Origin of the sequence: Aeromonas eucrenophila (assembly GCF_000819865.1) — a bacterium.
GTDB lineage: Bacteria > Pseudomonadota > Gammaproteobacteria > Enterobacterales > Aeromonadaceae > Aeromonas > Aeromonas eucrenophila.
The window spans coordinates 127,432-154,120 of the sequence record NZ_CDDF01000019.1; the positions used below are offsets into that span (position 1 = coordinate 127,432).

The window sequence follows — 26,689 nt, forward strand, 5'->3', positions numbered from 1 at the left end:
CCACGGCTCGGTGGACGTGGCGGTGGAGGCGATGCGCCACGGCGCCTTCGACTTCCTGACCAAGCCCTTCGATGGCAAGCGGCTGTGTGCCACCGCGCGCAATGCCCTGACTCATCAGCAACTGAGCTCGCTGGTGGCCCAGTATCGGGAAAACTTCGAGCGCAGCTCGTTCGCCGGCTTCATCGGTGCCTCCATGCCGATGCAGGCGGTGTACCGCATCATAGAAAGCGCGGCGCCGAGCAAGGCGACCGTGTTTATCACCGGCGAGAGCGGTACCGGCAAGGAGGTGTGCGCCGAGGCCATTCATCAATGCAGCCCGCGCCGGGAGCAGCCCTTCATCGCACTGAACTGCGCCGCCATTCCCCACGACCTGATGGAGAGCGAGATCTTCGGCCACGTGAAGGGATCCTTTACCGGCGCCCAGGGGGATCGCAAGGGGGCGGCCAGTCTGGCGGACGGCGGCACCCTGTTCCTGGACGAGATCTGCGAGATGGACCTGGATCTGCAGAGCAAGCTGCTGCGCTTCATCCAGACCGGCACCCTGCAGCGGGTCGGTAGCGGCAAGCTGGAGACGGTGGATGTGCGTTTCGTCTGCGCCACCAACCGGGATCCCCTGGTGGAGGTGAAGGCGGGGCGTTTCCGGGAGGATCTCTACTATCGCCTGCACGTGATCCCGCTCGGCCTGCCGCCCCTGCGGGAGCGCGGCGAAGACATACTGTTGCTGGCGCGGGATCTGCTGCTGCGCTATGCGAAAGAAGAGAATAAACGTTTCAGGGACTTCGATGCCGAGACGGCGCGGGTGTTGCTCGATTACCCCTGGCCAGGCAACGTGCGCGAGCTGCAGAACGTGGTGCGCAATATCGTCGTGCTCAACGACAGGGAGCTGGTGAGCCCGGACATTCTGCCACCCCCCCTCAACGGTGCCCGGGCCGGTGTCCTGCCGGTGCCAGCGTTGGCCGACTTGGATGCCACGACCGCCCCGGCGCGGCCCAGCGCCCCGATCCGCCCGCTCTGGCTGGTGGAGAAGGAGACCATAGAGCAGGCCATCGCCAGCTGTGATGGCAACATCCCCAAGGCCGCGGCCCTGCTGGAGATCAGCCCCTCCACCATTTACCGCAAGAAACAAGGCTGGGAAGAGGCGAGCCAGCGTTAAAAGGAGGGGGCTGGAGATCAGCCCCTCCACCATCTATCGCAAGAAACAAGGCTGGGAAGAGGCGAGCCAGCGCTGAAAGGCGGGGGCTGGAGATCAGCCCTCTTTCCCTATCCATTCATGCAAGAAGCCGGTTCGATCCAAGGCTCCCCCTTACCGCTTAATACACCATGGCCAGGCTCATCAGCATCAGGCCGAGGGCGGCGAAGGCCCCCTCCTTGATAGCCAGACGGGGCACCAGCGCCTTGGGCAGGGCCGGGAACAGGCTAAGTGCAAAGCCAAGGCCGGGCATCAGCCAGTGAAAGCCCGGACTGCGCTGGGCGGGGTCGGCGGCGCCATTGATGATGATAAGCAGGATGAACAGGGTGAAGGCGGGCAGGATAAACCAGCGGGCGCTGCCCGAGGCGACGGCCCGCAGCGGTGAGATGCGATAGAGCACCAGGGTCACGATGAACAGCACCAGGGGGGCCAACAGATAGAGTGGGGCCGGATTCATGACGGAAGTTCTCCAGATGATGGCAGGTTGAAGGAGGCCGAGCTCATCGGCCTGCTGAGGGTGACGGCGATCAGGGCTGTCACCGCTTGATCGGGGATCCCCCAAGGCGGGTCTCCAGACGATGGGGAGCGAGTTTACTCAGCCCTGGCGAGGGATGACCAGCCTGGTTGCCCCGGCCTGTGAAGCCGATCCCAGGGCAAAGGTTTGCCTGTGCCGGGATCAGCGCAGCCAGAACCAGGCGCCGGCAAACGCCAGCCAGCTCAGCGCCAGCAGTATCCAGGGCAACGGGTGCTGGCGGGAGATCTCGATCACCTCGAGCTCGCTCTCTTCTTCCTGTTCACCTTGCGGCAGAGACTTCGCCTTGGCGTGCAGTTTCTTCTGGCGATTGGCCTCCCGTGCCCGCGCCTTCATCTGCTTCTTGTATTCATCTATGCCCTTCTGGATCCCTTGCGCGATCAGCTGGGTCTGCTCCTTGGTCTGGCCCGGTTTCTGGTTGGCGCGGGCGATCTTCATCGCCTCTTGCTGGGTCTCGGGGGAAATCTTGTCGTACTTTGCCATTCGAGGCGCTCCTTGGCGTCGGTTGGCGGGAAGTATGCCATAACTGCTGCCCGCAGACTGCCATTTGGGCCGACGAAATAACCCGGTGCCGCGCCGAAAAAGGGCCTGGATATCAGAACGCCAAATCAGGTTGCGCGGGTGATCACATTTAGCGGAATTTGTGAGTCGTCGATGAAAAATCGTCACATGTTGTTTGTTATATTACCGCCCGACCCGAGGCTGGGTCGTCCAATAACAAAATAACAAGGTGATATGGAAATGAATTATAAATTTATCAAAGGAAGTGTCGCACTGGCTGTACTCGCCGCTCTGAGTGGTTGTAATTCCTCCAAGAATGAAAGTGTCGCCCCCTGTACCGAGAATGTCTGCAAACTGACCGTCCTGCACACCAACGATACCCATGGCCGTTTCTGGCACAACGTCGATGGTGAATATGGCATGGCGGCCCAGAAGACCCTGGTCGAGCGGCTGCGCGCCGAGGCCAAGGCGGCGGGCAGCGAGGTGCTGGTACTCTCCGGTGGTGACGTGAACACCGGGGTGCCCGAGTCGGATCTGCAGGATGCCGAACCCGATTTTATCGGCATGAACAGCATCCGTTACGATGCCATGGCGGTGGGCAACCATGAATTTGACAACCCTTTGACTATCCTGGAAAAACAGCGTGAGTGGGCCAAGTTCCCCATGCTGTCAGCCAACATCTATGACAAGGCCAGCGGCAAGCACTACTTCGACCCCTACAAGGTGTTCAAGCTGGAGAGCGGCCTCAAGGTCGCCGTGCTGGGCCTGACCACCGAAGACACCGCCCAGTTGGTGGATCCCAACAACGTTAAGACCCTGGAGTTCCGCGATCCGACCACGGAGGCGGCCAAGCTGGGCAAGCAGATACGCGCTGGCAAGGAAGCCAACTTGGTCTTCGCCATCACCCACATGGGCCACTACGCAGATGGTCAGCACGGCAGCAATGCCCCTGGCGATGTCGAGATGGCGCGCGCACTGCCAGCCGGTACCCTGGACGCCATTATTGGTGGTCACTCCCAGAACCCGGTCTGCATGGAGCCGGGTACCCCCGACAAATACGCCAACTTCCAGCCGGGGGACGACTGCCTGCCGGATCAGCAGAACGGCACCTGGATCATGCAGGCCCACGAGTGGGGCAAGTATGTGGGCCGTGCCCAGTTTGACTACCAGAATGGCAAGCTGACCCTGACCAGCTATGAACTTATTCCGGTCAATCTGGTGAAGCGTGATGCCAAGAATGCTGTCATTAAAGACACTAATAATAATGTGCAGTTTATTCAGGACGAAATTATCAAGGACCCTGATCTTTACTCCACCTTGCAAGTATTCCAAGAGAAAGGAGAGGCTGAGTTAGGCGTAAAAATTGCCTCCACCGATGATCTCCTGTTAGGGGAGCGTAAAAATGTTCGCTTTATGCAAACCAATTTGGGGCGGCTTATTACTACAGCCACAGCTCAAAAGCTGGGTGCTAATTTTGGCATCGTAAACTCGGGCGGCGTGCGTGCGTCAATTCAGACCGGTGATATTACCTACCGTGATGTACTCACAGTTCATCCCTTCGGTAACACGGTTAACAAAGCAACCATGAAGGGTTCTGAGCTTGTCGATTACCTCGGCAAGGTCGCTACCTTGACCAGTGGTGGATATCCCCAATTTGGCGGCATCAACATGGAAGTCAATTGTGGTGCCAAGAGCGTCACCATTGCCTCCATCGGTGGCAAGGCATTCGATGCCAATGCAAGTTACAGCTTTGCCATTCCGAGTTTCAGTGCTGCGGGTGGCGACAAGTATCCTGTCATCAACACCATCAACGCTGGCCTCGTCGATGCGGGTGTGCTGAAAGAGTATCTGGAAGCCAAACAGAACATCCATGCTGCTGACTACCAGCCTGCGGGTGAAGTTACCTTCATCAACAACACTATCAACCCGGCCAACACCAATAACTGTGGTCAGGAAATCATAGGTAACTGATCATCGCTGAGACCAAAACCGGGGCCATAGCCCCGGTTTTGGTCGTGCGAATAGTTTGACTTGTATCGACGTGGGCAAACAATGGCGCGGTGCCAGTGTGAGTCACATGAAGCCATAGTGATACGTAGTAAAAAGGCGACCCTGAGGTCGCCTTTTTGAGATTTACCGGAGGGAGGCTATTACAGCTGCTCGATACCGGCGATGTGCCAGGGAGCGTTGTCCTTGGCCAGGTTGCGCTCGAGGTGCCACACCTCTTTGATGTCCTCCTCGACCTGCTCCTGGCGATCCATGTAGCGGCCGCTGAAGCGCACGCTGACCTGGGCCCAGTCGCTGCCGTAGTCGGCACGGACCAGCTGGGTGTCCACATACATCACTTCGGTATGCTGCTCGCCGGTCAGTTCGGCGCGCTCGGTCTTGAGCTGCTCGAACAGCTCAGGGCTCACGTACTCGCGTACCTTCTCCAGATCGTTCTTGTTCCAGGCCTCTTGCAGGGTGCGATAGTGATCGCGGGCACCGGACAGGAAACCATTCATGTCGAAGCCCGGGGGCAGACGGAAGGGCACGTCGCTGTCGGCAAAGCCGGTGGCCTGCGGGGCGCTGTGGCTCTGCTCGAACTGCTGCGGGGCCTGGGGAGGCTGATAGCCCGCATAGGCCGCCTGTGGCTGGGCCGTCGCCGCCTTGTTCTTGCGCATGGCGCGGAACAGGAAGACGGCACCCAGGGCCAGCATGGCGATCAGCAGCATGTCCATGCCCTGCAGACCTTCGAAGGCGCCGCTACCCAGCAGGTAGGCGAACAGGCCGCCGGCCAGCAGGCCGCCGAGCAGACCGCCCATCATGCCGCTCTTTTTGGGCGCCGCGGCCAGGGTCGGGTTCTTGCCGTTCACTGGTGCTGCGGCCGGAGCCGGTTGGGCCGGCGCCGTCTTGTAGCTTTTGCCAAAGGATTTGCCGCCACCAAATTTCTTGGCTTCGGCGATGGGTGCCCCGAGGCCAATGGCCAGGATCACGGCAAACAGGGTCAGCATCTTTTTCATTTTGACTCTTTTCACTCTCATGTGGATGGGGGCATGCTCTGCTTGTACGAGGCGCATGGCAGGCTGCCAGTCCCTTTTTGTGGTGCAGCTTGCGACTATGATTAACATGTTTGGCATGAATTATTCATGAACAGATTGTGCCCCATCCAGGGGCTTTTGCAGGAGAAGCGCTATGAAAAACAGACGACCGAGCCGGACGGTGCGCAGACAACGTAACAAGGCGAGAGCCAAGGCACAGGATCAGGTGCTGGTGTGGCCCTTTCTCGTGTTGTGAGGCGGCCCCATAGTCCCGAAGCACGATGAGCGCAGGCTTCGCCAGCAACCACCAAGAGGAGGGTGAAGTGAATGGCGAGCATTAGCGCTCGCGGTGGCGGGGTTTCTTTTGTAAAATTCCCGTCCCCTTCCCGCTGCGGTTTTTATGTGTATGGCAGAGCAAGTGACGGCGAAAAAAGACGCCAAGACACAACAGCTGAAAGTTCCCCCCCACTCCTTTGAGGCCGAGCAGTCCGTACTGGGCGGCCTGATGCTGGATAACGAGGCCTGGGACAGGGTCGCCGAGCGGGTGATCGACAAGGATTTCTACAGCCGTCCCCACCGCCTCATCTTCCAGGCCATGACCCGCCTCTCCAACGCGGGCAACCCCATCGATCTCATCACCTTGCAGGAGGAACTGGAACGCTCCGAGCAGTTGGAAGAGTCCGGTGGCTTTGCCTACCTGGTGGAGATCGCCAAGAACACCCCGAGCGCCGCCAACATCAACGCCTATGCCGAAATCGTGCGTGAGCGGGCCGTGGTGCGGGAGATGATCTCGGTCGCCAACGAGATAGTCGAGGCGGGTTACGAGCCTCAGGGCCGTACTTCCGGCGATCTGCTGGACTTGGCCGAGAGCAAGGTGTTCCAGATTGCCGAGCAGCGCACCAGCGCCAACGAGGGCCCCCAGCCCTTGAAGCTCATCCTGGAACAGACGGTCGACAAGATTGAAGAGCTGTTCAAGACCCCCCACAACGGGGTGACCGGGGTCTCCAGCGGTTACGGGGATCTGGACAAGATGACCGCCGGTCTGCAGCGCTCGGACCTCATCATAGTCGCGGCCCGTCCCTCCATGGGCAAGACCACCTTTGCCATGAACCTGTGCGAGCACGCGGCGCTGACCGCCGACAAGCCGGTGCTGATCTTCTCCCTCGAGATGCCCTCCGAGCAGATCATCATGCGTATGCTCGCCTCGGTCGGTCGCATCGACCAGACCAAGGTGCGGACCGGCCAGCTCGACGATGAGGATTGGGCGCGCCTCTCCTCCACCATGGGGCTCTTGCTCGAGAAGGGCAAGATGTACATAGACGACGCCTCCGGCCTGACCCCGACCGACGTGCGCTCCCGTGCGCGCCGTATCGCCCGTGAGCACGGTGGCCTCTCCATGATCATGATCGACTACCTGCAACTGATGCGGGTGCCTGCGCTGTCTGACAACAGAACTCTGGAAATCGGTGAAATCTCCCGCTCCCTCAAGGCGCTGGCAAAAGAGCTGCAATGCCCCGTGGTGGCGCTCTCCCAGTTGAACCGAAGCCTGGAACAGCGCGCCGACAAGCGCCCGGTCAACTCGGATCTGCGGGAATCCGGCTCCATCGAGCAGGATGCGGATTTGATCATGTTCATCTACCGCGACGAGGTCTATCACGACGACAGCCCCGACAAGGGGATCGCCGAGATCATCATCGGCAAGCAGCGTAACGGCCCCATAGGACGAGTGCGTCTCACCTTCCAGGGCCAGTTCTCCCGGTTCGACAACTACGCCGGCCCGGCCTTTGACGACGATTACTAAACCGGAGCGAATCGCTCCCCCGATGACAAGACACAGTTTTCCCGGTTCGACAATTCTGCCGGTCCGGCCTTAGACGATGACAATTAAGGGCTGACACCCCCCGGTGCCTGGCGCATTCAAGCGCCATCATGCCCTCGTAAGGGAAAACAGATGAAAGCGGCTATTGCCCAAATCGATACAGCGGCCCTGCGCCACAACCTCGCCGTGGTCAAACGCCACGCCCCTTCCTGCAAGATCATCGCCGTGGTCAAGGCCAACGCCTATGGTCATGGCCTGCTGCCGGTCGCCCGTACCCTGGTGGATGCGGACGCCTACGCGGTGGCCCGCATCGAGGAGGCACTGATGCTGCGCTCCTGCGCCGTGGTCAAACCCATAGTGCTGCTGGAAGGCTTCTTCTCGAGCGCAGACTTGCCGGTGCTGGCGGCCAACAACCTGCAGACAGCCGTGCACACCTGGGAGCAGCTCGAAGCCCTGGAGCAGGCCGAGCTGCCGGCCCCCGTGGTGGCCTGGCTCAAGCTCGATACCGGCATGCACCGGCTCGGGGTGCGGGCCGACGAGATGCCCGCCTTTATCGAGCGCCTCGCCAAGTGCAAGAACGTGGTGCAGCCGTTCAACATCATGACCCACTTCAGCCGCTCCGATGAGCTGGAACAGGCCACCACCCGCGAGCAGATCGACTTGTTCAGCAAGTTGACCGCCCCTCTGGCGGGCGAGCGTGCCATGGCAAACTCCGCGGGGATCCTGGCCTGGCCGGACTCCCACTGCGACTGGGTGCGCCCCGGCGTCATCCTGTACGGCGTGTCGCCCTTCCCGAACACGGTGGCGGCGGATTACGACCTTAAGCCGGTGATGACCCTCAAGACCCAGCTCATCGCGGTGCGGGATCACAAGGCGGGCGAGCCGGTGGGCTATGGGGCTAACTGGGTGTCGGAGCGCGACACCCGGCTCGGGGTCATCGCCATCGGCTACGGAGACGGTTACCCGCGCATGGCGCCCAACGGTACGTCCGTGCTGGTCAACGGCCGCATAGTGCCCCTGGTGGGCCGGGTCTCCATGGACATGACCACGGTAGACTTGGGCCCAGGCGCCACCGACAAGGCCGGCGACGAGGCCGTGCTCTGGGGCGAGGGTCTGCCGGTGGAACGGGTCGCCGAGGAGATTGGCACCATTCCCTATGAGCTGATCACCAAGCTGACGTCCAGAGTCTTTATGGAGTACGTCTAGACGAATCCCCCTCATCCCTGGCCCTTCTCCCGAGAGGGGAGAAGGGAGCAAGAGAGTGATAACAGCCGTTTTCTCTTCGCTGGGAGAGGTATAAAGCATAAAAAAGGCCGCCCTTATCGGGGCGGCCTTTTTTATTCTCTGCCGATGGCTGTGTGGATATGAAAAAGCCCCGCATCGGCGGGGCTCGATTCTGTGCCGTCAAGCGGGGCGCTTAGCCGATAGTCATCAGGCTGGCGTTGCCACCGGCGGCGGCGGTGTTGACCGAGAGGGCGTGCTCGATCAGCAGGCGCTCCAGCGGGATATCGGTCTCGCCACGGTGCAGGCCGTGCACGCCGACGATGGCGCCAGCACGGGCGGCGGCGAGCTTGCTCACCTCGATCAACTGATCCGAGTCACCGTGGTGCAGCAGGGCATCGAAGGCGATGTCGCCGTTGGCCCAGTCTGCCACCAGCTGGATGCGTCCGCGCACCTCGGCCGGCAGGCCGGACTGCAGGGTGCGGTTCTGGGCGTTGTCCTGCCACAGCACCTCGGTCCCGACCGCGAGACAAGCCGCCAGCTGGGCCAGCAGATCTGCTTTATCCTCGGCCAGACAGAGCACCCGCTCCCTGGGCAGCAGGCTGTAAGTGTTGCGCTCGCCGGTGGGGCCGACCAGCACCTGGGTCAGGCCGCTCTGGGCCAGCTCGCCATACTGGTCGCACAGGGCTACCAGCGCTTTCTCCTGCTTGGCTGCCCAGTTGCGCAGCGCTTGCAGGGCCGGCTTGGTCGCCTCGGTGCGCTGGGTGGCACCGGACTCCTGACGCAGCTGGCTGGCCACCGCATCCTGCGGGCGGGTCGCCAGCAGGCGGTACATGTAGAGCGGGCCGCCTGCCTTGGGACCGGTGCCGGAGAGGCCCTCGCCACCGAAGGGCTGCACCCCGACCACGGCCCCGACGATGTTGCGGTTCACGTAGAGGTTGCCGACCTTGGCAGTGTTCACCACCTGGGCTATGGTCTCGTCGATCCGGGTGTGGACCCCGAGCGTCAGGCCGTAGCCGCTGTCGTTGATCTGGCTGAGCAGTTCGCCGAGCTTGGCGCGCGGGTAGCGCACCAGGTGCAGCACGGGGCCGAACACCTCGCGGCCGAGTTCATCCAGGCTGTCGAGCTCGATCAGCGTCGGCAGCACGAAGGTGCCGCGGCTGTAATCGGCGCCTTGGGCACGGGCAATCTGATGCACCTTGCGGCCCTTGTCGCTCATGGCCTTGATGTGCTGCTCGATGTTGGCCTTGGCCTCGGCATCGATCACCGGACCTATGTCGGTGGAGAGGTGCTCGGGGTTGCCGACCTTGTACTCGGCCATGGCACCCTTGAGCATGCGGATTACCCGATCCGCCACGTCTTCCTGCACGCACAGCACCCGCAGGGCGGAGCAACGCTGACCGGCGCTGTCGAACGCTGAGGAGATGACGTCCATCACCACCTGCTCGGTCAGGGCGGAGGAGTCGACGATCATGGCGTTCTGGCCACCGGTCTCGGCGATGAGGGGAATGGTGCGACCCTGGGCGTCGAGGCGGCCGGCCAGGTTGCGGGAGATGATGCCCGCGACTTCGGTGGAGCCGGTGAACATGACGCCGCGCACCCGCTCGTCGGCGATAAGGGCGGCGCCCACGGTTTCACCGCGGCCCGGCAGCAGTTGCACCGCGCCGGCCGGGACACCGGCTTCCAGCAGGATGCGCACCGCCTGGGCGGCGATGAGGGGGGTCTGTTCGGCGGGTTTGGCCAGCACAGTGTTGCCGGCGGCGAGGGCCGCGCAGACCTGGCCGCTGAAGATGGCCAGCGGGAAGTTCCAGGGGCTGATGCAGACCACGGGGCCCAGCGGCCTGTGGCTGTCGTTGGCGAAGTGATTGCGGGCCTGGGTGGCGTAGTAGCGCAGGAAGTCCACCGCCTCGCGCACCTCGGCGATGGCGTTGCTGAAGGTCTTGCCGGATTCACGCACCAGCAGGCCCATCAGGGGTTGCAGCTCGGATTCCATCAGATTGGCGGCGCGCTCCAGCACGGCGGCACGCTCGGCCGGCGGGGTCGATTGCCAGATCTGGCCGCTGGCCAGAGCACAGGTTAGCGCACTGTCGACCAGCTCGGGGGTGGCCTCGCTCACCTGACCGACCACATCCCGGTGATCCGCCGGGTTGACCACAGGCTGGAACTCGGTCGGTGCCGTGCTCTCACAACCCAACATGGGCAGCGCCTGATAGCGGGTATTGGTGCTGCCGAGCAGGGCGGCGGAGAGCGACCCCAGGCGGTGTTCGTTGGCGAGATCCAACCCTTCGGAGTTCGGGCGCGCCTCGCCGTACAGATCTCGGGGCAGGGGGATGCGCGGGTGCGGCAGGCCCAGGGTGCCTTCGCGGGCGGCCATCTGCTCGATCTGCTGCACCGGATCCTGCACCAGATCCGAGAGGGAGATGTTGTTGTCCGCGATGCGGTTGACGAAGGAGGTGTTGGCCCCGTTCTCCAGCAGGCGGCGCACCAGGTAGGCGAGCAGGGTCTCGTGGCTGCCGACCGGCGCATAGATGCGGCAGGGGCGACCCAGTTTGCCGTCGGCGACCTTGCCGACCACCTGTTCGTACAGCGGTTCACCCATGCCGTGCAGGCACTGGAACTCGTACTGGCCCGGATAGTAGTTCTGCCCGGCCAGCTGATAGATGGCCGACAGGGAATGCGCGTTGTGGGTGGCGAACTGCGGGTAGATGGCTTCCGGCACCGCCAGCAGCTTGCGGGCGCAGGCCAGATAAGAGAGATCGGTATAGGGCTTGCGGGTATAGACCGGATAGCCTTCCAGGCCGTCCTGCTGGGCGCGCTTGATCTCGCTGTCCCAGTAGGCGCCCTTCACCAGCCGGATCATCAGGCGGTGACGGCTGCGCTTGGCCAGATCGATGACGTAGTCGATCGCATAGGGGCAGCGCTTCTGATAGGCCTGGATGACGAAGCCGATACCGTTCCAGTCGGCGAGGCTCGGGTCGAAGCAGAGCTTCTCCAGCAGATCGAGGGAGATCTCCAGTCGATCGGCTTCCTCGGCGTCGATGTTGATGCCGATGTCGTACTGCTTGGCGAGCTGGGTCAGGGAGAGCAGGGTGGGGTAGAGCTCCTCCATCACCCGATCGTACTGGGCGCGGCTGTAGCGCGGGTGCAGGGCGGAGAGCTTGATGGAGATGCCCGGACCCTCGTAGATGCCGCGGCCGTGGGAGGCCTTGCCGATGGCGTGGATGGCCTGCTCGTAGGAGGCCAGATAGCGCTTGGCGTCCTCCTCGGTCAGGGCAGCCTCGCCAAGCATGTCGTAGGAGTAGCGGAAGCCCTTGCTCTCGGTGCTGCCAGCGTTGGCCAGCGCCTCGGCTATGGTCTCGCCGGTGACGAACTGTTCGCCCATCAGCCGCATGGCCATGTCGACGCCCTTGCGGATCAGCGGCTCGCCGCCCTTGCCGATCAGGCCCTTGAGGGAGGTATTCAGACCCGCCTCGTTATGGGTGGCCACCAGCTTGCCGATGATGAGCAGGCCCCAGGAGGCGGCGTTGACGAACAGGGAGGTGCTGTTGCCCAGATGCTGGCTCCAGTTGCCACCGCTGATCTTGTCGCGGATGAGGGCGTCACGGGTCGCCTTGTCCGGGATGCGCAGCAGCGCCTCCGCCAGACACATCAGGGCCACCCCTTCCTGGGAGGAGAGAGAGAACTCCTGCAGCAGGCCCTGCACCAGGCCCTGACGGCCACTGGCACCCTTCTGGTTGCGCAGCTTCTCGGCGATGCTCATGGCGAGCTTCTGGGTCGCCTCGGCCTTGTCCTTGGGCAGGCGGGCTTGCTCCAGCAGCATGGGCACGGCCTCGGTCTCGGGACGACGATAGGCGGAGGTGATGGCGGCGCGTAGCACGGACTGCGGCAAGATGCTCTCGGCGAACTCGAGGAAGACCTGGATGCCCTGCTCGGTCAGCGCCTCGACGGCTTCTTCACCAGCGGCAGCGGCCAGGCCGGACTGCTCGGGCGGGGTCAGGCCGCGATCCAGCTGCTCCAGATAGGTGAAGATCGCCTGCTTGATCAACCAGTGGGGGGTGCGATCCAGGGTCTGCGCCGCCTGCTTGAGCCGGTCGCGGGTCGCATCATCGAGTTTAACGCCAAGAGTGGTGGTGGCCATGGGACTTCCTGTGTCTAGAAGGTAACAATATTACCGGACGGTTAAATTTTGGCGATAATGGTGCAACCAGGTGCAACCCGCAAGTTATAAATTTTAATGCCTGCGCTACATTGCTGAATTAAGCCGTGCCTGCTGGGCTGGGGATAGTGCCGGACGAGGTGTCGCCACCGGTATTTTTTGCCGGGAGATGAGGGACTTGGTGGCTTGTCTCCCTCTGCCTTGGAAAAAGGTGCAACCCAGAATGATGTGAGGTTGCTCTTTGCTCGTCTGACCTCCGCCATCGGGGGAGGGAGCGTCAGCGGCCGACTCTATTCTATGCTGAGAGCGGGTTTGCAGATCACATCCATCAGTGACAAGGAGAAAGCCATGGCGCGTGTCAGTACCTATCTCAACTTCGCCCGGGAGACGGAGGCCGCCTTCCTGTTCTACCGGGAGGTGTTCGGCGGCGACTTCAACGGTCCCATCCACAGATTCAAGGATTCCCCCGGCTGCCCTGGCCAACCCGCCCTGTCCGAGGCGGATGGGGAGCTGGTGATGCACGTGGAGCTCGCCATCCTCGGCGGCCATGTGCTGATGGGGACGGATGCTCCCGCCAGCATGGGCTTCACCCTGGTGCAGGGCAACAACAGCTATCTCAATCTGGAGCCGGACAGTCGCGCCGAGACCGACAGGCTGTTTGCGGCCCTGGGGGCGGGAGGCAAGGTGGAGATGGCGCTGCAGGAGATGTTCTGGGGCGACTACTTCGGATCCCTGGTGGATAAATTCGGTACCCACTGGATGTTCAACTGCCAGAGCAAGACCTGATAGCGGCTTTGTCATGAAAAAGGGCGCCTTGGCGCCCTTTTTATCTGCTTGTTCTGACCAAAACCTTATTTGCTGCGACCCACCATGTCGGCGGGCACCACCCAGGCATCGAACTGCTGCGCCGTGAGGTGGCCGGAGGCGATGGCCGCCTCCCGCAGGCTCAAGCCCTGATGGTGAGCGTGCTTGGCGATCTCGGCCGCCTTGTCGTAGCCGATGTGGGGATTGAGCGCCGTCACCAGCATCAGGGAGCTGGCCAGCAGCTCGTCGATGCGCGCCCGGTTCGGGCTGATGCCGAGGGCGCAGTGCTCGTTGAAGCTCTTCATGCCGTCCGCCAGCAGCCGCACGCTCTGCAAAAAGTTGTGGGCGATCATGGGCCTGAACACGTTCAGCTCGAAGTTGCCGCTGGCGCCGCCGATGTTGATGGCCACGTCGTTGCCCATCACCTGGGCGCACAGCATGGTGAGCGCCTCGCTCTGGGTCGGGTTGACCTTGCCCGGCATAATGGAGGAGCCGGGCTCGTTCTCGGGGATGAGCAACTCGCCGAGGCCGCTGCGGGGGCCGCTCGCCAGCCAGCGCACGTCGTTGGCGATCTTCATCAAGGAAGCCGCCAGCGTCTTGAGGGCGCCATGGGCAAACACCTGGGCATCGCTCGCCGCCAGCGCCTCGAACTTGTTGGGGGCGCTGACCAGTGGCAGGCCCGTCTGCTCGGCCAGGGTCTTGGCCACCGCCTCGGCGAAGCCGGGGGGGCAGTTGAGGCCTGTGCCGACCGCGGTGCCGCCGAGGGCCAGCTCATAGAGATGGGGCAGGGCAGCGCGCAGGTGGCGCTCCCCCTGACCGAGCTGGGCGACCCAGCCGGAGATCTCCTGCCCCAGGGTGAGGGGGGTGGCATCCTGCAGGTGGGTGCGGCCAATCTTGACGATGTCGTCGAAGGCGGCGGCCTTGCTGGCGAGTGTCTCCTTGAGGGCGACCAGCGCCGGCAGCAACTGCCCGGTGATGGCGATGACGGCGGCCAGGTTCATGGCGCTCGGGAAGACGTCGTTGCTGGACTGGCTCTTGTTCACCTCGTCGTTGGAGTGCACCAGCCGCGCCTCGCCCCGGGCGCCGCCGAGCAGCTCGCTCGCCCGGTTCGCCAGCACCTCGTTGAGGTTCATGTTGGTCTGGGTGCCGGAGCCGGTCTGCCACACCATCAGCGGAAACTCGTCCCCGTGCTGGCCGCACAGGATCTCGTCGGCGGCGGCCATGATGGCCTGGGCCTTGCGCGCCGGCAGCAGCCCGAGATCGTGGTTGACCCGGGCGCAGGCCGCCTTGATGCGGGCGAGGGCCAGGATGATCTCCCTGGGCTGGCGCTCCCCCGAGATGTTGAAGTGATGCAGGGAGCGCTGGGTCTGGGCGCCCCACAGTCTGTCCGCCGGGACGGCTATCTCCCCCAGGCTGTCTCTTTCCATCCTGATGTTCATCTGCGCTCTCCTGCCGATTGGGTGTTCCCTAGCATGACCATAAAGCGCGGCCGAGGCCAGTTTGCTTATTTCTGCGCCTTGCATATAATAAGTAAAGCTTATTATATAGGTTGGCTATGATGAACAAACAACCCGATTCCATCGGCTTCCTGATCGGCGACGTGCAGCGCCTGATGCGCCGTCAGTTCCAGCAACAGCTGGAAGGCAGTTGCCTGACCCTGGCCCAGGCGCGCGCCCTGGTCCATATCGCCCGCGATGAGGGGATCCGCCAGGTGGAGTTGGCGGAGCGGCTGGATATCCAGCCCATCACCCTGGCGCGTCAGCTCGATCAGCTGGCCGAGAACGGCCTGGTGGAGCGACGCAACGATCCCAGCGATCGACGGGCCTATCAGCTCTATCTGACCGAGGCGGCGACCCCCTATCTCGCGATGATCAAGCAGGCCTCGGCGGCGGTGCATCAGCGCGCCATGGGCGAGCTGGGGGAGGAGGCGACGCGCTCGCTCTGCGACTCCCTCAAGACCCTGCGCACCAATCTCTCCCACTCCTGATCCTTTCTCCTTCAAGCACCATTAGCGGAGCGTTTTTATGAATGCCACTTCTCCCTCCTCCCAGGGCCTCGTCTCACCGAGCCCCGTTGCCCCGAGCCCCGGCGCCAACCGCCGCCGGACCCGCCTGCTGTTGCTGGTGGTGGTACCGGCGCTGGCCCTGCTCGGCATAGGCGCCATCTACATGCTGGGTGGCCGTTACGTCGAGACCGACAACGCCTACGTGAAGGCGGACAAGGTGCCCATCAGTACCGAGGTGCTGGGCCGGGTGGCCAAGGTCTATGTCGGCGAGAACGAGCAGGTCAAATCTGGCCAGCTGATGTTCGAGCTGGATCCGGAATCCTTCCAGGTGGCCGTGACCAAAGCCGAGGCGGAGCTGGCCAAGGTGCGCACCGATCTGGTGGCGCTGCAGACCAGCTATCGCGGTCAGCAGGCGGAGATCGACGTGGCCCGCACCCGTCATGCTTATGCCCTGAAAGAGGAGCACCGTCAGGCGGATCTGGTGGCCAAGCACTTCACCTCCACCGCCAACTATGACGATGCGCGCCAGCTCACCATCCAGACCGCCCAGCAACAGGTGGCGCTGGAAGAGGGGCTCAAGCAGATAGAGGCCTCCCTGAACGGCGACGTCAACCTGCCGGTCGAGCAGCAACCCGCCTATCAGGAAGCGGCCGCCGGCCTCGCCAAGGCCAAGCTGGATCTCGCCCGCACCAAGATTTATGCCCCCGCCAACGGCATCGCCAGCCAGTTGCCCAAGCCCGGCCAATACAGCCTGGTGGGCATGACCGCCATGATGCTGGTGGAGACGGACAGCCCCTGGATAGAGGCGAACTTCACCGAGACTGAGCTGACCCATGTGCAGCCAGGCCAGCAGGTGGACATCAGCGTGGATACCTATCCCGATGCCCGCTGGCACGGGGTGGTGCAGAGCCTGAGCCCGGCCACCGGCTCCGAGTTCTCGGTGATCCCGGCCCAGAACGCCACCGGCAACTGGGTCAAGATCGCCCAGCGGGTGGCGGTGCGGATCAAGCTCGACGAGGTGACGGATCAGCCCGTGTTGCGGGCGGGCCTGAGCGCCATGACCAAGATCGACACCGGCCACAAACGCAGCCTGCTGGGCTGGTCATTCTGAGGTTGATATGACAACGCAAAGCCATCAGGGGGCCGATCAAAGCTCCCAGCGTGGCTTCATCACCCTGTCGGTGATGTTGGCCACCATCATGCAGGCGCTGGACACCACCATCGCCAACGTCGCCCTGCCCCACATGCAGGGGGCCATGGGGGCAACCCAGGATCAGATCTCCTGGGTGCTGACCTCCTACATAGTGGCGGCGGCCATCTTCATGCCGCTGACCGGTTTTATCTCGGCGCGGATCGGCCGTAAAAGGCTGTTTATGTGGTCGGTGGCGGGCTTCACCGTCGCCTCCATGCTGTGCGGCGCGGCCCAGAGCCTGGATCAAATAGTGCTGTTCCGCTTGTTGCAGGGGATCTTCGGCGCCAGCTTGGTGCCCCTCTCCCAGGCCGTGCTGCTCGACACTTACCCGCCGGAGAAACACGGCTCCGCCATGGCGCTCTGGGGCATTGGTGTCATGGTGGGCCCTATCCTGGGGCCCTCCCTGGGTGGCTGGCTCACCGAGTATTACAACTGGCGCTGGGTGTTTTACATCAACCTGCCGTTCGGCCTGCTGGCCTGGTTCGGCCTCGCCGCCTTCATCGAGGAGACCAAGCTCGATGCGAGCCGCCGCTTCGATCTGCTGGGTTTCGCCTTGCTCAGTCTGGGGATAGGGGCGCTGCAGATGGCGCTGGACAGAGGGGAGTCCCAGAACTGGTTCGCGAGCCCGGAGATCGTCATCGAGACCATCTTGATGGTGATGGCGTTTTACCTGTTCGTGGTGCACATCTTCACCCACCCACATCCCTACATAGAGCCGGCCCTGTTCAAGGATCGCAACTTCAGCGTGGGGCTGGTGTTCATCTTCATCATCGGCATCATCTTGCTGGCGACCATGACCCTGCTGCCCCCCTTCATGCAGGGGTTGATGGGCTATCCGGTGATCGACGTGGGCTACCTGCTCGCCCCGCGCGGGGTCGGCACCATGTTCGCCATGATGCTGGTGGGCCGGCTGTCGGGCCGGGTGGACGTGCGTTACCTCATACTGACCGGGCTGCTGCTCACCAGCTTCTCCATGTGGGAGATGACCCTGTTCAACACCGACATCAGCAGTTGGGACATAGTGCGCACCGGCATAGTGCAGGGGCTGGGGCTAGGCTTCATCTTCGTGCCGCTCTCCACCATCACCTTCGCGACCCTGGCGCCGCGCTATCGCAACGAGGGGACGGCGCTGTTCAGCCTGGTGCGCAACATCGGCAGCAGTATCGGCATCTCAGTGGTCATCACCTATCTGGCCCAGCGCACCCAGATGAACCACGAGGTGTTCGCCTCCTACATCACTCCCTTCAACACGGGGTTGCAGCAGGGAATGGGGGCGGCGGCGCTGATGACCCCCAAGGGGCTCGCCATGCTCAACGGCGAGGTGACCCGTCAGGCCAGCCTGCTCGCCTATCTGCAGGATTTCCGGCTGATGATGTGGGTGACCCTGTGCGCCATCCCGTTGGTGGTGCTGCTCAAGACCCCCAAGGGGGGCACCGGCAAGCGCGACGAGATGGCGATCCTGGAATAGGGGGTTGCCCAGTAATCTGCGGATAAAAAAGAGGGATGGCTCAGGCCATCCCTCTTTTCATGTGCGCATCGCGCCGACGTCGTCACACCTTGGGCGAGAAGGGGGTCAGCCCGGCCAGCGGGGCGGCGTCCATAAACTCCTGGGGCGTCTCGCCGTGCTTGAAGATCTTGAAGCCTTCGCTGCGGGCGCTCCAGTATTCGATGGTCTCGCCGCTGCTCTCGCCACTTATTTGGAGCAGGCTGGCCTCGCGCAGGGCCACCACGTGCTCGCTCGGGTTGATGGCACAGAACTCGGCGAGGCGCTCGTCCCGGGTCTCCCCCATGTGGCCGCTGATGCTGGCATCCAGATAGTGAGGGTTGATCTGCTGGGGGAAGAGGCCGAGGGCCGGCAACACGGCGGCGTTGCACACCGGCATGTCGTTGGTGGTGCGGATGCTGGGGGTTGCCACGTTGCAACCGGCGCTCCAGCCCACATAGGGCACACCGCGCTCGCGCACCGCGCGCTGGATCGGCACCACCAGGCCATATTCGTGCAGCAGCTGGTTCAGGCGCCAGGTGTTGCCCCCGCTGATGAAGATGGCATCGGCCTGGTTGATGGCCTCCACCGGATCGTCGAACTGGTGGATGCTGATGGCCTCCACTCCCAGGCTCTCGCCGAGCTCATTGGCCCTGGCGTCCCAGTCACTGCGGATCACCGCATAGGGGATGAGCAGGATGCGCTTGACCTGTTTGCGGGCGAGCAGGCTCTGCACCCGCTCACGGGCCCAGCCCAGCAGGCCCGGGTATTCGGTGGCTTTACCGTTGCTCAGAAGAAGCAGTTCCATTATGACTCCTCGATATCGAAAGGCGCAGGGTCAACTGACCCTGAGAAAGGCAGGAGGGCACCATACCCCCATAGCGCCGCCAAGTGTGTGATCTCACCGCGTTTTGTGTCCGGCTGCCGACGGAGTGCCTATTTTTTGGCCTAATGACTCCTTGGTATCAGGGCGCCGAATGGACGTCTGCATAGAGCAGCATCAGCTCGGCCAGGGAGTCGACCTCGAGCCGCCGCATCAGGCTGGCGCGGCACACCTCGACGGTGCGCACCGAGATGCAGAGCCTGCTCGCGATTTGCTGGTTCTTGTGGCCCAGGGCGATGAGCTGCAACAGCTGGTGTTCGCGAGGGGTGAGGCGACGGTAGGCACGCTGGTGTTCAAGGTGGGTTGCCGCCGCCTGAGTGGCCTGCCAGGCACGCTCGATGGCACTTAGCAGGGGGGCGAGCTGCACCGGTTTTTGCAGGAAGTCGACCGCCCCCTGTTTCAAGGATTCCACTGCCAAGGGGACGTCCCCGTGGCCGGTGAGAAAGAGGATGGCGATGGGGCTCTGGGCCTCCTTCAGCCGCTGCTGCAACTCGGGGCCCGACAGCCCCGGCATGCGGCAATCCAGGATCAGGCAGGCGGGCTGGTGGAGCGCCACCTCGGCGAGGAAGCGCTCCCCATCGTCAAAGCAGCTGAGCGCCAGATCGCAGCTCTCCAGCATGAAGCCAAGGGAATCGAGCACGGCCCTATCGTCATCGACCAGATAGAGCGGGAGTTGGCCTGTGATCGGCATGTCAGTTCCTCGGGGGTTGGGAGGCAGCGGCCTCCGGTGGCGTGGCGGGGAGCTCGACCTGGGCGAGGCAGCCCCGGGGCTGGGCGTCCCTCAGGCTGAAGTGGCCGCTGTGAAACTCGACCACGTCCCGGCAGATGGCGAGACCGAGCCCCATGCCATCGGCCTTGCTGCTGTAAAACGCCTGCCGCAACTGGGCCTGGGAGGCCGTGAGGCCGGGGCCGTTGTCCTGCACCTCCAGCCGCAGCCGATCCGGCTCGAAGGCGATCCGCAGCTCGACCCTGGGCTCGGCATCCGTTGATGGAACACCGGCCTGCGCCGCGCTCTCGGCGCCATTCTTGACGAGGTTCACCAGCAGTTGCTCCACTCCGGTGCCATCCAGCAGGAGCTGGCGTGGCTGGCCCTGCCAGCGGAGGATCAGCTCGACGCCAAGCGGCGCCAGCATCTGCTCCAGCAGCGGCGTCAGCCGCGCCATCAGCGCCACCAGATCCGTGGGCTCCGGGCTGCGAGGCCGCTTCTGCCAGCGGGATCGCAGCCGCCCTATGGTCTGGCTGATGCGCTCTACCTGCTGGCCTATCTGCTCCAGGGCCAGGGTCAGGGCGGGATCCTGCGGGGCTTGTGTTTGTTTCGCGATGCGCCGCAGGGCGCCCTGGCTGTAGCCGGCGATGGCGGTCAGGGGCTGGTTGATCTCGTGGGCCATGTTGGCGCCGAGTTCGCCAAGCTCCGCGAGGCGCCTGGCCTGCTCGAGCTGACGCGCCTGCTCATCGAGCCGGTGGCGGGCTTTGAGCAGTCGCCGCTGGCTGCGGTTGAACAGATGTTGCAGCAGCAGGTGGTGGCCGCCGAGCAGCGCCAACAGCAACAGGGCGCCCCAGCCCCACTCTTGATGCTGGCGCAGCCAGTGCCAGGCCTCCTGCCACCAGGGGCTCTGCAGGGGGTGGCGATCCAGCTCCTTGAGCAGGCGATCGATGGCGAGGGGGCTGGTGGGCACAGTCCAGCCCGCCGAGTCGGCGGCTCGGGCGGCCTCGCTGTCCGGGGGCAGGGCGAACAGGGCGCGGGTGACCGCCAGCGCCAGTGCGGGGGGAACCCGCTCCGTGCTCGCCAGGGACCAGTTCGGGTAGAGCCGGGTCGAGCTCTGGCAACCGAGGCTGGTGGCGGCCTGCCTGTCGAGCACCCGAAAATCCGCATAGGCGACCTTGCCCTCCCGCGCCATGCGTTCGAGCTGGCAGACCGGCACTATGGCGGCGGCCACCGCCTTATGCTGCAGCTGGGAGATCAGTCTATCCAGTGGGAATCCGGTGAAGTTTATCGCTGAAAAGAAGTCATCTATCCGCACACCTTGCTGATAGGCCTCGAAACGGTAGGCGAGATAACCACCGAAGGCCTCCTGGGACACGGCGGCGACCGCCTCTCCCTTGAGATCCTGCCAGCCCTGGAAGGGGGCGTCGGCACGCACCACCAGGGCGGCGCCGATGGCGAGGTTGTCACCCCCATCCGGGCTCCTCAGGGTCGCGAGCCAGGCGAGGGGATACTGGCGTGACAGGCTGACTAGCTGACCTGGGTTGGTGATGACGAAGTCGATCCGTTCATCGGCGACGGCCTCGGCCAGCCCGTCGAGCTCCAGCGGCACCAGGGCGAAGTGCTGACCCGGCACCCTCTGCTCCAGCCAGCCCATCAGCGGTTGCCACTGCTGCCGGGCGAGGGGGAGGCCGCGAGTCGCCAACACGCCGACTCGCACCGGCTCTGCTTGGACAGATACAGGCACGGGCTGGCTCTGCACCGGCTCCGCTTGGGCAGATATAGGCACGGACTGGCTCGGCTCGGACGCGGCCAAAGCGGGCAGGGCCATCAGCCAGAGCAGCAGGCCGGACAGCAGCCAGCTCAGCCGCCGGCACCGGAACGATGGCGAGGGTTGGAGGAACAGGGGCGTGAACATAGGCGGCCAGTCTATCACCGGGAGGGCCATCAGGGGCCGGCTTGACCCCCTGCCGGACGCGCAATGGGGGGCCCGTCACAGTTCGGCCAGAGGCTCGCCGCTTTTCTTGCGCTGGATCAAGGGGGCCCCCGCTATGTGGAAAACCACAATAGAGACGGATTTTTCTGCCGGGGACAATGGCCTCATCCCCACGCTTGCCCTCTGGGCGAGCCAGCAGAAGGAAGAGTCCATGGAGCCCAGCAAGCGCCGATTGTTATCCGGCATTGCCGCCATCACCGCCGGGGCGGCCCTGATCCCCGTCGCTCAAGCCCGGAGCCCGCGCCATGCCGCCCCGGGTGCCCGTCCAGCCATAGGCCGGGGCGATCCCGGCAAGCGTTACGGCATGCTGATTGACTTGCGCCGCTGCGTCGGCTGTCAGGCCTGCACAGTCGCCTGCACCATAGAGAACCAGCCCCCCCTCGGCCAGTTTCGCACCACCGTCAGCCAGTACGAGGTGAGCGAGGTGGCGGCCCTGGAGGCCCCTGCGTCCCTCTTCATGCTGCCGAGGCTCTGCAACCACTGCGCCGAGCCCGCCTGCCTCGACGTCTGCCCCACCGGCGCCACCTTCCAGCGGGACGACGGCATCGTCGTGGTCAACAACGACTGGTGCGTCGCCTGCGGCTACTGCGTGCAGGCCTGCCCCTACGACGCCCGCTTCATCAACCACGAGACCCACGCCGCCGACAAGTGCACCTTCTGCGCCCACCGGCTGGAGGCGGGGCTCCTGCCCGCCTGCGTGGAGAGCTGCGTCGGCGAGGCGCGGATCATTGGCGACTTGAACGATCCCGAGAGCCAGATAAGCCGACTGCTGCGCGAACACGAGCCGGCCCTCAAGGTGCTCAAGCCCGAGGCCCATACCCAGCCGAGGGTCTTCTATCTCGGCATGGACGAGGCCTTCGTCAGCAAGATCGACGGCAACCCGGCCCTGCGCACCCTGCTGACCGACGATGGCAAGGAGATAGCCCATGACCATTAACGAACTGCTGGCCCCGGATCAACCCATCACCTGGCTGCCCTGGGCGGTGCAATATTTCTTCCTGATTGGCCTCGCCTACGGGGCCCTCTGGCTCGGCGCCGCCGATCTGTGGCGCAAGGCGCCGGACAGTCGGCTGCAGACCCTGGCGGCCGTGCTGATGATGGCGGCAGGGCTGGTGGCCCCCATCGCACTGACGGCGGATCTGCACCAGCCCGCCCGGGCCTGGCACTTCTACGCCCAGACCCGCTTCAGCTCCATCATGTGGTACGGCGCCTATCTGCTGCCCCTGTTCAGCCTGCTCAGCATGGGGCTGGGCTGGTTGCTGCTCAGGCCTGCCCTGGCGAGCCGTGGTCAAGGGGATGACGCCATAGCCCGTCTCGCCCGGCTGCTCTGTCTGGGCACCTGGTCGAGTGAGTCTTGGCTCAAGCCACTCTCCCTGCTGGCGGCCCTGAGTGGCCTTAGCATCGCCCTCTACACCGGCCTCGAGACCATGGTGGTGGCGGCGCGCCCGCTCTGGCACACGCCCTGGCTGCCCTGGTTGCTGGTCATCAGCGCCCTGCTGGGGGCCCAGGGCGCCCTGCTGCTGCTCAACCGAGTGCTGGCGGGCTGGCGTGGGCAGACGGAGGCGACCCTGCTGCGCCAGAGCCGCTGGACCCTCGCCTTGCTCGCCCTCTCCCTGCTGGGCTGGGCCCTGTTTGGGGGGGCCTCGGCGGCTGAGGCGAGCGCGCTCTACCGGCTCGATCCCAGCTGGCGGCTAGCGGCCCACTGGCTGCTGCTGACCCTCTGCCTGCTCGGCGCCCTGATGCTGGTGGGAAGGGGCTCCCGCCGAGTGCAGTCCTGGCGGCTGTGGGGGCTGGCGCTGCTCATCCTGCACCTGGTGTGGGGGCTGCGCTGGCTGGTGCTGATCCAGGGGCAGCTCGCCCCCAAGTACGGGGCCGGCGTCTATCTCTACCAGATAGCCTGGGGCCCAGAGGGTGTGCTCGGTATCCTCGGCACCTTCGGCCTCTTGCTGGCCCTGCTGGTGGCGCTCAGCGAGCTGGTGCTCACCCCCTATCCCCATCCCAACACAGACGAGGCACGCTAGATGGATCACAGCAAACGCAAGTTTCTCAAGGGCGCCGCCATCGCCGGGGGCACAGGGCTCTTCGTGGCGGGATACAGCGACACCCTCAAGCAGGTGGTGAGCGGGGTGGCCACCGGCAGCGCCGGCAAACCGACCCGGGATCCCATCCACGGCAACTCGCTCCCGGTGGAATACCATGTCGATGCGCAGGGGGAGCTGCACCCCAACCCGGCTCAGCGCCTCGCCAACACCATGTGCCTCGGCTGCTGGACCCTGTGCGGAGTGCGGGCCCGCATCGACAACGAGAGCGACAAGATAGTGCGGATCCTCGGCAACCCCTATCACCCGCTCTCCGCCCGCCACCACATCGACTTCAAGACCCCGATAAAGCAGGCATTGCTCGGCACCAGCGGTTATCAGGAAGGAGGGCTGGAGGGCCGCTCCACCGCCTGCGCCCGGGGCAACGCCATGCTCGAGCAGCTCGACAGCCCGCACAGAGTCACCCGCTGCCTCAAGCGGATAGGGCCGCGCGGCAGCGGCCGCTGGCAGAGCATCCCCTTCGAGCAGCTGATTGAAGAGGTGGTGGAGGGGGGCGATCTGTTCGGCGAGGGCCAGATCGAGGGGCTCAGGGCCATCCGCAACCTCGCGGAGCCGCTGGATCCGGCCAACCCGGAATACGGCCCCAGGGCCAACCAACTGCTGGTGAGCAACGCCTCGGACGAGGGCCGGGATCACTTCATCAAGCGCTTCACCTTCAACGGCTTTGGCACCCGCAACTTCGCGAACCACGGCGCTTACTGCGGCCTGTCGTTTCGGGTCGGGGCCGGCGCTTTGCTGGACGATCTTGAGAAGAACGCCCACCTCAAGCCGGACTGGGACGAGAGCGACTTCCTGCTGTTTATGGGCACCTCACCCCAGCAGTCCGGCAACCCCTTCAAGCGTCAGTCCCGCCAGCTGGCGGCGAACCGGGCGCGGGAGGGCAAGCCCTTCTCCTACGTGGTGGTGGCCCCCAGCCTGCCGAACACGGTGAACATGCCCTCCGCCCCCGCCAACCGTTGGCTGCCCATCAGGCCCGCCACGGATTCCGCCCTGGCCCTGGCCATGCTGCGCTGGATCATCGACAACGACCGCTACGCCGCGCCCTTCCTGGCGGCCCCCAATGCCGAGGCCGCCGAGCGGGCCGGTTATCGCGGTTTCAGCAACGCCAGCCATCTGGTTATCAGCGATGAATCCCACCCGCGCTTCGGTCAGATGCTGCGTTCAAGCGATCTCGGCTTGCCCTTTGAGGGGGAAGCCCATGGGGAGGGGGACGCAATGCTGGTGGCCGATGCGGGCAGTGGCGCCCTGTTGCCTGCGGGCCAGTGCGAGCGGGCCAGCCTCTGGGTGGATCGCCGCATCACAGTTCCGAGCGGCGAGCTGGCGGTCAAAAGCAGCTTCCAGCTGCTGGCCGAATCGTGCCGGGAGCACACCCTGGAGCAGTACAGCGCCGAGTGCGCCGTGCCGGTGAACGAGATCGTTGAGCTGGCGCGGGAGTTCACCAGCCACGGCACCCGGGCGGCTGTGGTCTCCCACGGCGGCACCATGAGCGCCAACGGCTTCTACTCGGCCTGGGCCATCATGATGCTCAACGCCATGATAGGGAACCTCAACGCCCGAGGTGGCGCCGTGGCGAGCGGCGGCAAGTTCGACCCCTTCGGCGCCGGGCCGCGCTACGATCTGGCGAGCTTCCCGGGCATGGTGAAACCCGCCGGGGTCTTTCTGTCCCGCTCCAAGTTCCCTTACGAGAAAACTTCCGAATATCGCCGCAAGCGGGAGGCGGGGCAGAATCCCTATCCGGCGCGGGAGCCCTGGTTCCCCATCTCGGGCCCCTTGCTCGGCGAGCACCTGACCGCGGCGGTGAACGGCTATCCCTACCGGCTCAAGGCCTGGATCAACCACATGGGCAACCCCCTCTACGGTCAGGCCGGGCTCGCCAAGGCCATAGGGGAGCAGTTGAAAGACCCGAGCGTGTTGCCGCTGTTTATCAGCATCGACAGCTTCATCAACGAATCCTCGGCGCTGTCGGATTACCTAGTGCCGGACACCCTCACCTACGAGTCCTGGGGCTGGGCCACCGCCTGGCACGGGGTCATGACCAAGGTCTCCACCGGGCGCTGGCCCGTGGTGGAGCCTCGCGTCGCCAAGACAGCCGAGGGGGATCCGGTTTGCATGGAGTCCTTCCTGATCGCGGTGGCCAAGCGCCTCGGCCTGCCGGGCTTCGGCGAGGGAGCGGTCAAGGGGGCCAATGGCAAGCTGCACGCCCTCAACCGGGCGGCGGACTTCTCTCTCTATGGGGCGGCGAACGTCGCCTACCTCGGCCAACCGGTGCCCGCCATCGGCGCAGAAGATCTCGTCTGGTCCGGGGTGGAACGGATCATGCCGGTGCTGAACGCCACCCTGAGCCCGGAGGAGGCGGGCCGCGCCGCCTACCTCTTCGCCCGGGGTGGGCGCTTCGAGCCGGTGGCCAAGGGGCGCGATGAAGCCGGTCAGCCGAGCAAGCGTTGGCCCAAGCCACTGATGTTGTGGAACCCCGAGGTGGGTAGCCGTCGCCACAGCCAGAGCGGCCAGTTCCTGAGCGGCACCCCGCGTTTCTTCCGACCCCAGCTGGCGGATGGTACGCCGCTCAGCGAGGCGTTCAAGCCGGCCCAGTGGCCCCTGCTGCTCACCAGCTACAAGTCCCACACCATGAGCTCCATGAGCATCGGCTCGGATCGCCTGCGCCAGGTGAACCCCAGCAACCGTGTGCGGCTCAACAGCGAGACGGCGGCGCGCTTAGGCATAGAGAGCGGGGACAGGGTGCGGGTCAGCACCCCGGATGGCAGCCTGATCGGGGTGGCCGAATGTGTTGCCGGGGTACAAGCGGATGCCATCGCCATCGAGCACGGCTTCGGTCACAAGGAGCTGGGGGCGAGGGCGCACTGGGTCGATGGCAAGGAGATAGCCGCCAGCCCCTTGCGCGGGGCCGGGGTCAACCTCAACGATCTGGCGGTGCTGGATCCGAGCCGCCATGGCCGCTACCCCCTGGTGGACTGGGCCATCGGCTCCTCGGCGCGCCAGGGCCTGCCGGCCAGGGTCGACAAGCTGGTGTAGCGCCAGAGACAAAAAAGCGGGGCCATCATGGCCCCGCTTTTCATTGAGAGATCCTT

Annotated in this window: 19 protein-coding genes; 11 read left to right on the forward strand and 8 right to left on the reverse strand. The window is 64.4% G+C overall.

Going from position 1 to position 26,689, the window contains the following annotated elements:
* Window positions 1-1,153 (forward strand): sigma-54-dependent transcriptional regulator (locus BN1124_RS20155; protein ID WP_042644924.1); only part of this gene is annotated, 1,153 nt, incomplete at its 5' end.
* A gap of 157 nt (window positions 1,154-1,310) precedes the next feature.
* On the opposite strand, the gene BN1124_RS20160 is transcribed toward BN1124_RS20155, so the two are convergent.
* Together BN1124_RS20160 and BN1124_RS20165 are read right to left on the reverse strand one after the other, a co-directional pair.
* Window positions 1,311-1,646, reverse strand: a complete 336-nt coding sequence (locus BN1124_RS20160) for a hypothetical protein (RefSeq protein ID WP_042644926.1) — start codon at window positions 1,644-1,646, stop codon at window positions 1,311-1,313.
* A gap of 219 nt (window positions 1,647-1,865) precedes the next feature.
* Window positions 1,866-2,204 carry a DUF2956 domain-containing protein gene (locus tag BN1124_RS20165; protein ID WP_042644928.1) on the reverse strand — a complete coding sequence of 113 codons (339 nt, stop codon included), beginning with the start codon at window positions 2,202-2,204 and terminating at the stop codon, window positions 1,866-1,868.
* A 258-nt stretch (window positions 2,205-2,462) separates the two neighbouring features.
* Between BN1124_RS20165 and ushA the strand changes: the two genes are divergently transcribed.
* Window positions 2,463-4,193 carry a bifunctional UDP-sugar hydrolase/5'-nucleotidase UshA gene (gene ushA / locus BN1124_RS20170; RefSeq protein WP_042644930.1) on the forward strand — a complete coding sequence of 577 codons (1,731 nt, stop codon included), beginning with the start codon at window positions 2,463-2,465 and terminating at the stop codon, window positions 4,191-4,193.
* A 179-nt stretch (window positions 4,194-4,372) separates the two neighbouring features.
* Here ushA and BN1124_RS20175 read toward each other — a convergent pair whose 3' ends face one another.
* Window positions 4,373-5,224 (reverse strand): Tim44 domain-containing protein, encoded by an 852-nt coding sequence (locus BN1124_RS20175; protein ID WP_042644932.1) that lies wholly within the window; start codon window positions 5,222-5,224, stop codon window positions 4,373-4,375.
* A gap of 424 nt (window positions 5,225-5,648) precedes the next feature.
* Between BN1124_RS20175 and dnaB the strand changes: the two genes are divergently transcribed.
* Both dnaB and alr read left to right on the forward strand, forming a co-directional pair.
* Window positions 5,649-7,043 (forward strand): replicative DNA helicase, encoded by a 1,395-nt coding sequence (dnaB, locus tag BN1124_RS20180; RefSeq protein ID WP_033130625.1) that lies wholly within the window; start codon window positions 5,649-5,651, stop codon window positions 7,041-7,043.
* 150 nt (window positions 7,044-7,193) lie between these two features.
* On the forward strand, window positions 7,194-8,267 hold the full coding sequence (alr, locus tag BN1124_RS20185) for an alanine racemase (RefSeq protein ID WP_042644934.1): 1,074 nt from the start codon (window positions 7,194-7,196) through the stop codon (window positions 8,265-8,267).
* A 211-nt stretch (window positions 8,268-8,478) separates the two neighbouring features.
* Here alr and putA read toward each other — a convergent pair whose 3' ends face one another.
* Window positions 8,479-12,420: a trifunctional transcriptional regulator/proline dehydrogenase/L-glutamate gamma-semialdehyde dehydrogenase gene (putA, locus tag BN1124_RS20190; RefSeq protein ID WP_042644936.1), complete on the reverse strand. Its 3,942-nt coding sequence runs from the start codon at window positions 12,418-12,420 to the stop codon at window positions 8,479-8,481.
* Window positions 12,421-12,786: 366 nt separating this feature from the next.
* Between putA and BN1124_RS20195 the strand changes: the two genes are divergently transcribed.
* On the forward strand, window positions 12,787-13,224 hold the full coding sequence (locus BN1124_RS20195; RefSeq protein WP_042645007.1) for a VOC family protein: 438 nt from the start codon (window positions 12,787-12,789) through the stop codon (window positions 13,222-13,224).
* 65 nt (window positions 13,225-13,289) lie between these two features.
* On the opposite strand, the gene fumC is transcribed toward BN1124_RS20195, so the two are convergent.
* Window positions 13,290-14,681, reverse strand: coding sequence for a class II fumarate hydratase (gene fumC / locus BN1124_RS20200; RefSeq protein ID WP_042644938.1), 1,392 nt, complete (start codon window positions 14,679-14,681; stop codon window positions 13,290-13,292).
* 119 nt (window positions 14,682-14,800) lie between these two features.
* Between fumC and BN1124_RS20205 the strand changes: the two genes are divergently transcribed.
* Genes BN1124_RS20205 through BN1124_RS20215 form a run of 3 tightly spaced genes read left to right on the forward strand, consistent with a single transcriptional unit; the run spans window position 14,801 to window position 17,907 of the window.
* A complete protein-coding gene (locus BN1124_RS20205; protein WP_197066242.1) occupies window positions 14,801-15,229 on the forward strand; it encodes a MarR family winged helix-turn-helix transcriptional regulator in 429 nt (142 codons plus the stop codon).
* 37 nt (window positions 15,230-15,266) lie between these two features.
* Window positions 15,267-16,358 (forward strand): HlyD family secretion protein, encoded by a 1,092-nt coding sequence (locus BN1124_RS20210; protein ID WP_042644942.1) that lies wholly within the window; start codon window positions 15,267-15,269, stop codon window positions 16,356-16,358.
* A gap of 7 nt (window positions 16,359-16,365) precedes the next feature.
* Window positions 16,366-17,907, forward strand: a complete 1,542-nt coding sequence (locus BN1124_RS20215; protein WP_042644944.1) for a DHA2 family efflux MFS transporter permease subunit — start codon at window positions 16,366-16,368, stop codon at window positions 17,905-17,907.
* A gap of 82 nt (window positions 17,908-17,989) precedes the next feature.
* On the opposite strand, the gene pepE is transcribed toward BN1124_RS20215, so the two are convergent.
* The 3 genes from pepE to BN1124_RS20230 all read right to left on the reverse strand — a co-directional run bounded on the left by pepE (window position 17,990) and on the right by BN1124_RS20230 (window position 21,426).
* Window positions 17,990-18,730: a dipeptidase PepE gene (gene pepE / locus BN1124_RS20220; protein WP_042644946.1), complete on the reverse strand. Its 741-nt coding sequence runs from the start codon at window positions 18,728-18,730 to the stop codon at window positions 17,990-17,992.
* Window positions 18,731-18,887: 157 nt separating this feature from the next.
* Window positions 18,888-19,496: a response regulator transcription factor gene (locus BN1124_RS20225; protein ID WP_042644948.1), complete on the reverse strand. Its 609-nt coding sequence runs from the start codon at window positions 19,494-19,496 to the stop codon at window positions 18,888-18,890.
* Between the two features lies 1 nt (window position 19,497).
* A complete protein-coding gene (locus BN1124_RS20230) occupies window positions 19,498-21,426 on the reverse strand; it encodes a sensor histidine kinase (protein WP_082041675.1) in 1,929 nt (642 codons plus the stop codon).
* A gap of 229 nt (window positions 21,427-21,655) precedes the next feature.
* Between BN1124_RS20230 and dsrO the strand changes: the two genes are divergently transcribed.
* From dsrO to BN1124_RS20245, 3 genes are read left to right on the forward strand one after another with little or no spacing between them, the layout of a single operon-like run.
* The gene (gene dsrO / locus BN1124_RS20235) at window positions 21,656-22,441 is read left to right on the forward strand and encodes a sulfate reduction electron transfer complex DsrMKJOP subunit DsrO (protein ID WP_042644949.1); all 786 of its coding nucleotides are present in this window, start codon (window positions 21,656-21,658) and stop codon (window positions 22,439-22,441) included.
* Window positions 22,431-23,525: an NrfD/PsrC family molybdoenzyme membrane anchor subunit gene (gene nrfD, locus BN1124_RS20240; RefSeq protein WP_042644951.1), complete on the forward strand. Its 1,095-nt coding sequence runs from the start codon at window positions 22,431-22,433 to the stop codon at window positions 23,523-23,525. The genes dsrO and nrfD overlap by 11 nt, the downstream gene beginning before the upstream one ends.
* Entirely contained in the window at window positions 23,526-26,633 is a 3,108-nt protein-coding gene (locus BN1124_RS20245) for a tetrathionate reductase subunit A (protein ID WP_042644953.1), read from the forward strand. It abuts the gene before it with no gap.
* Window positions 26,634-26,689 lie beyond the last annotated feature (56 nt).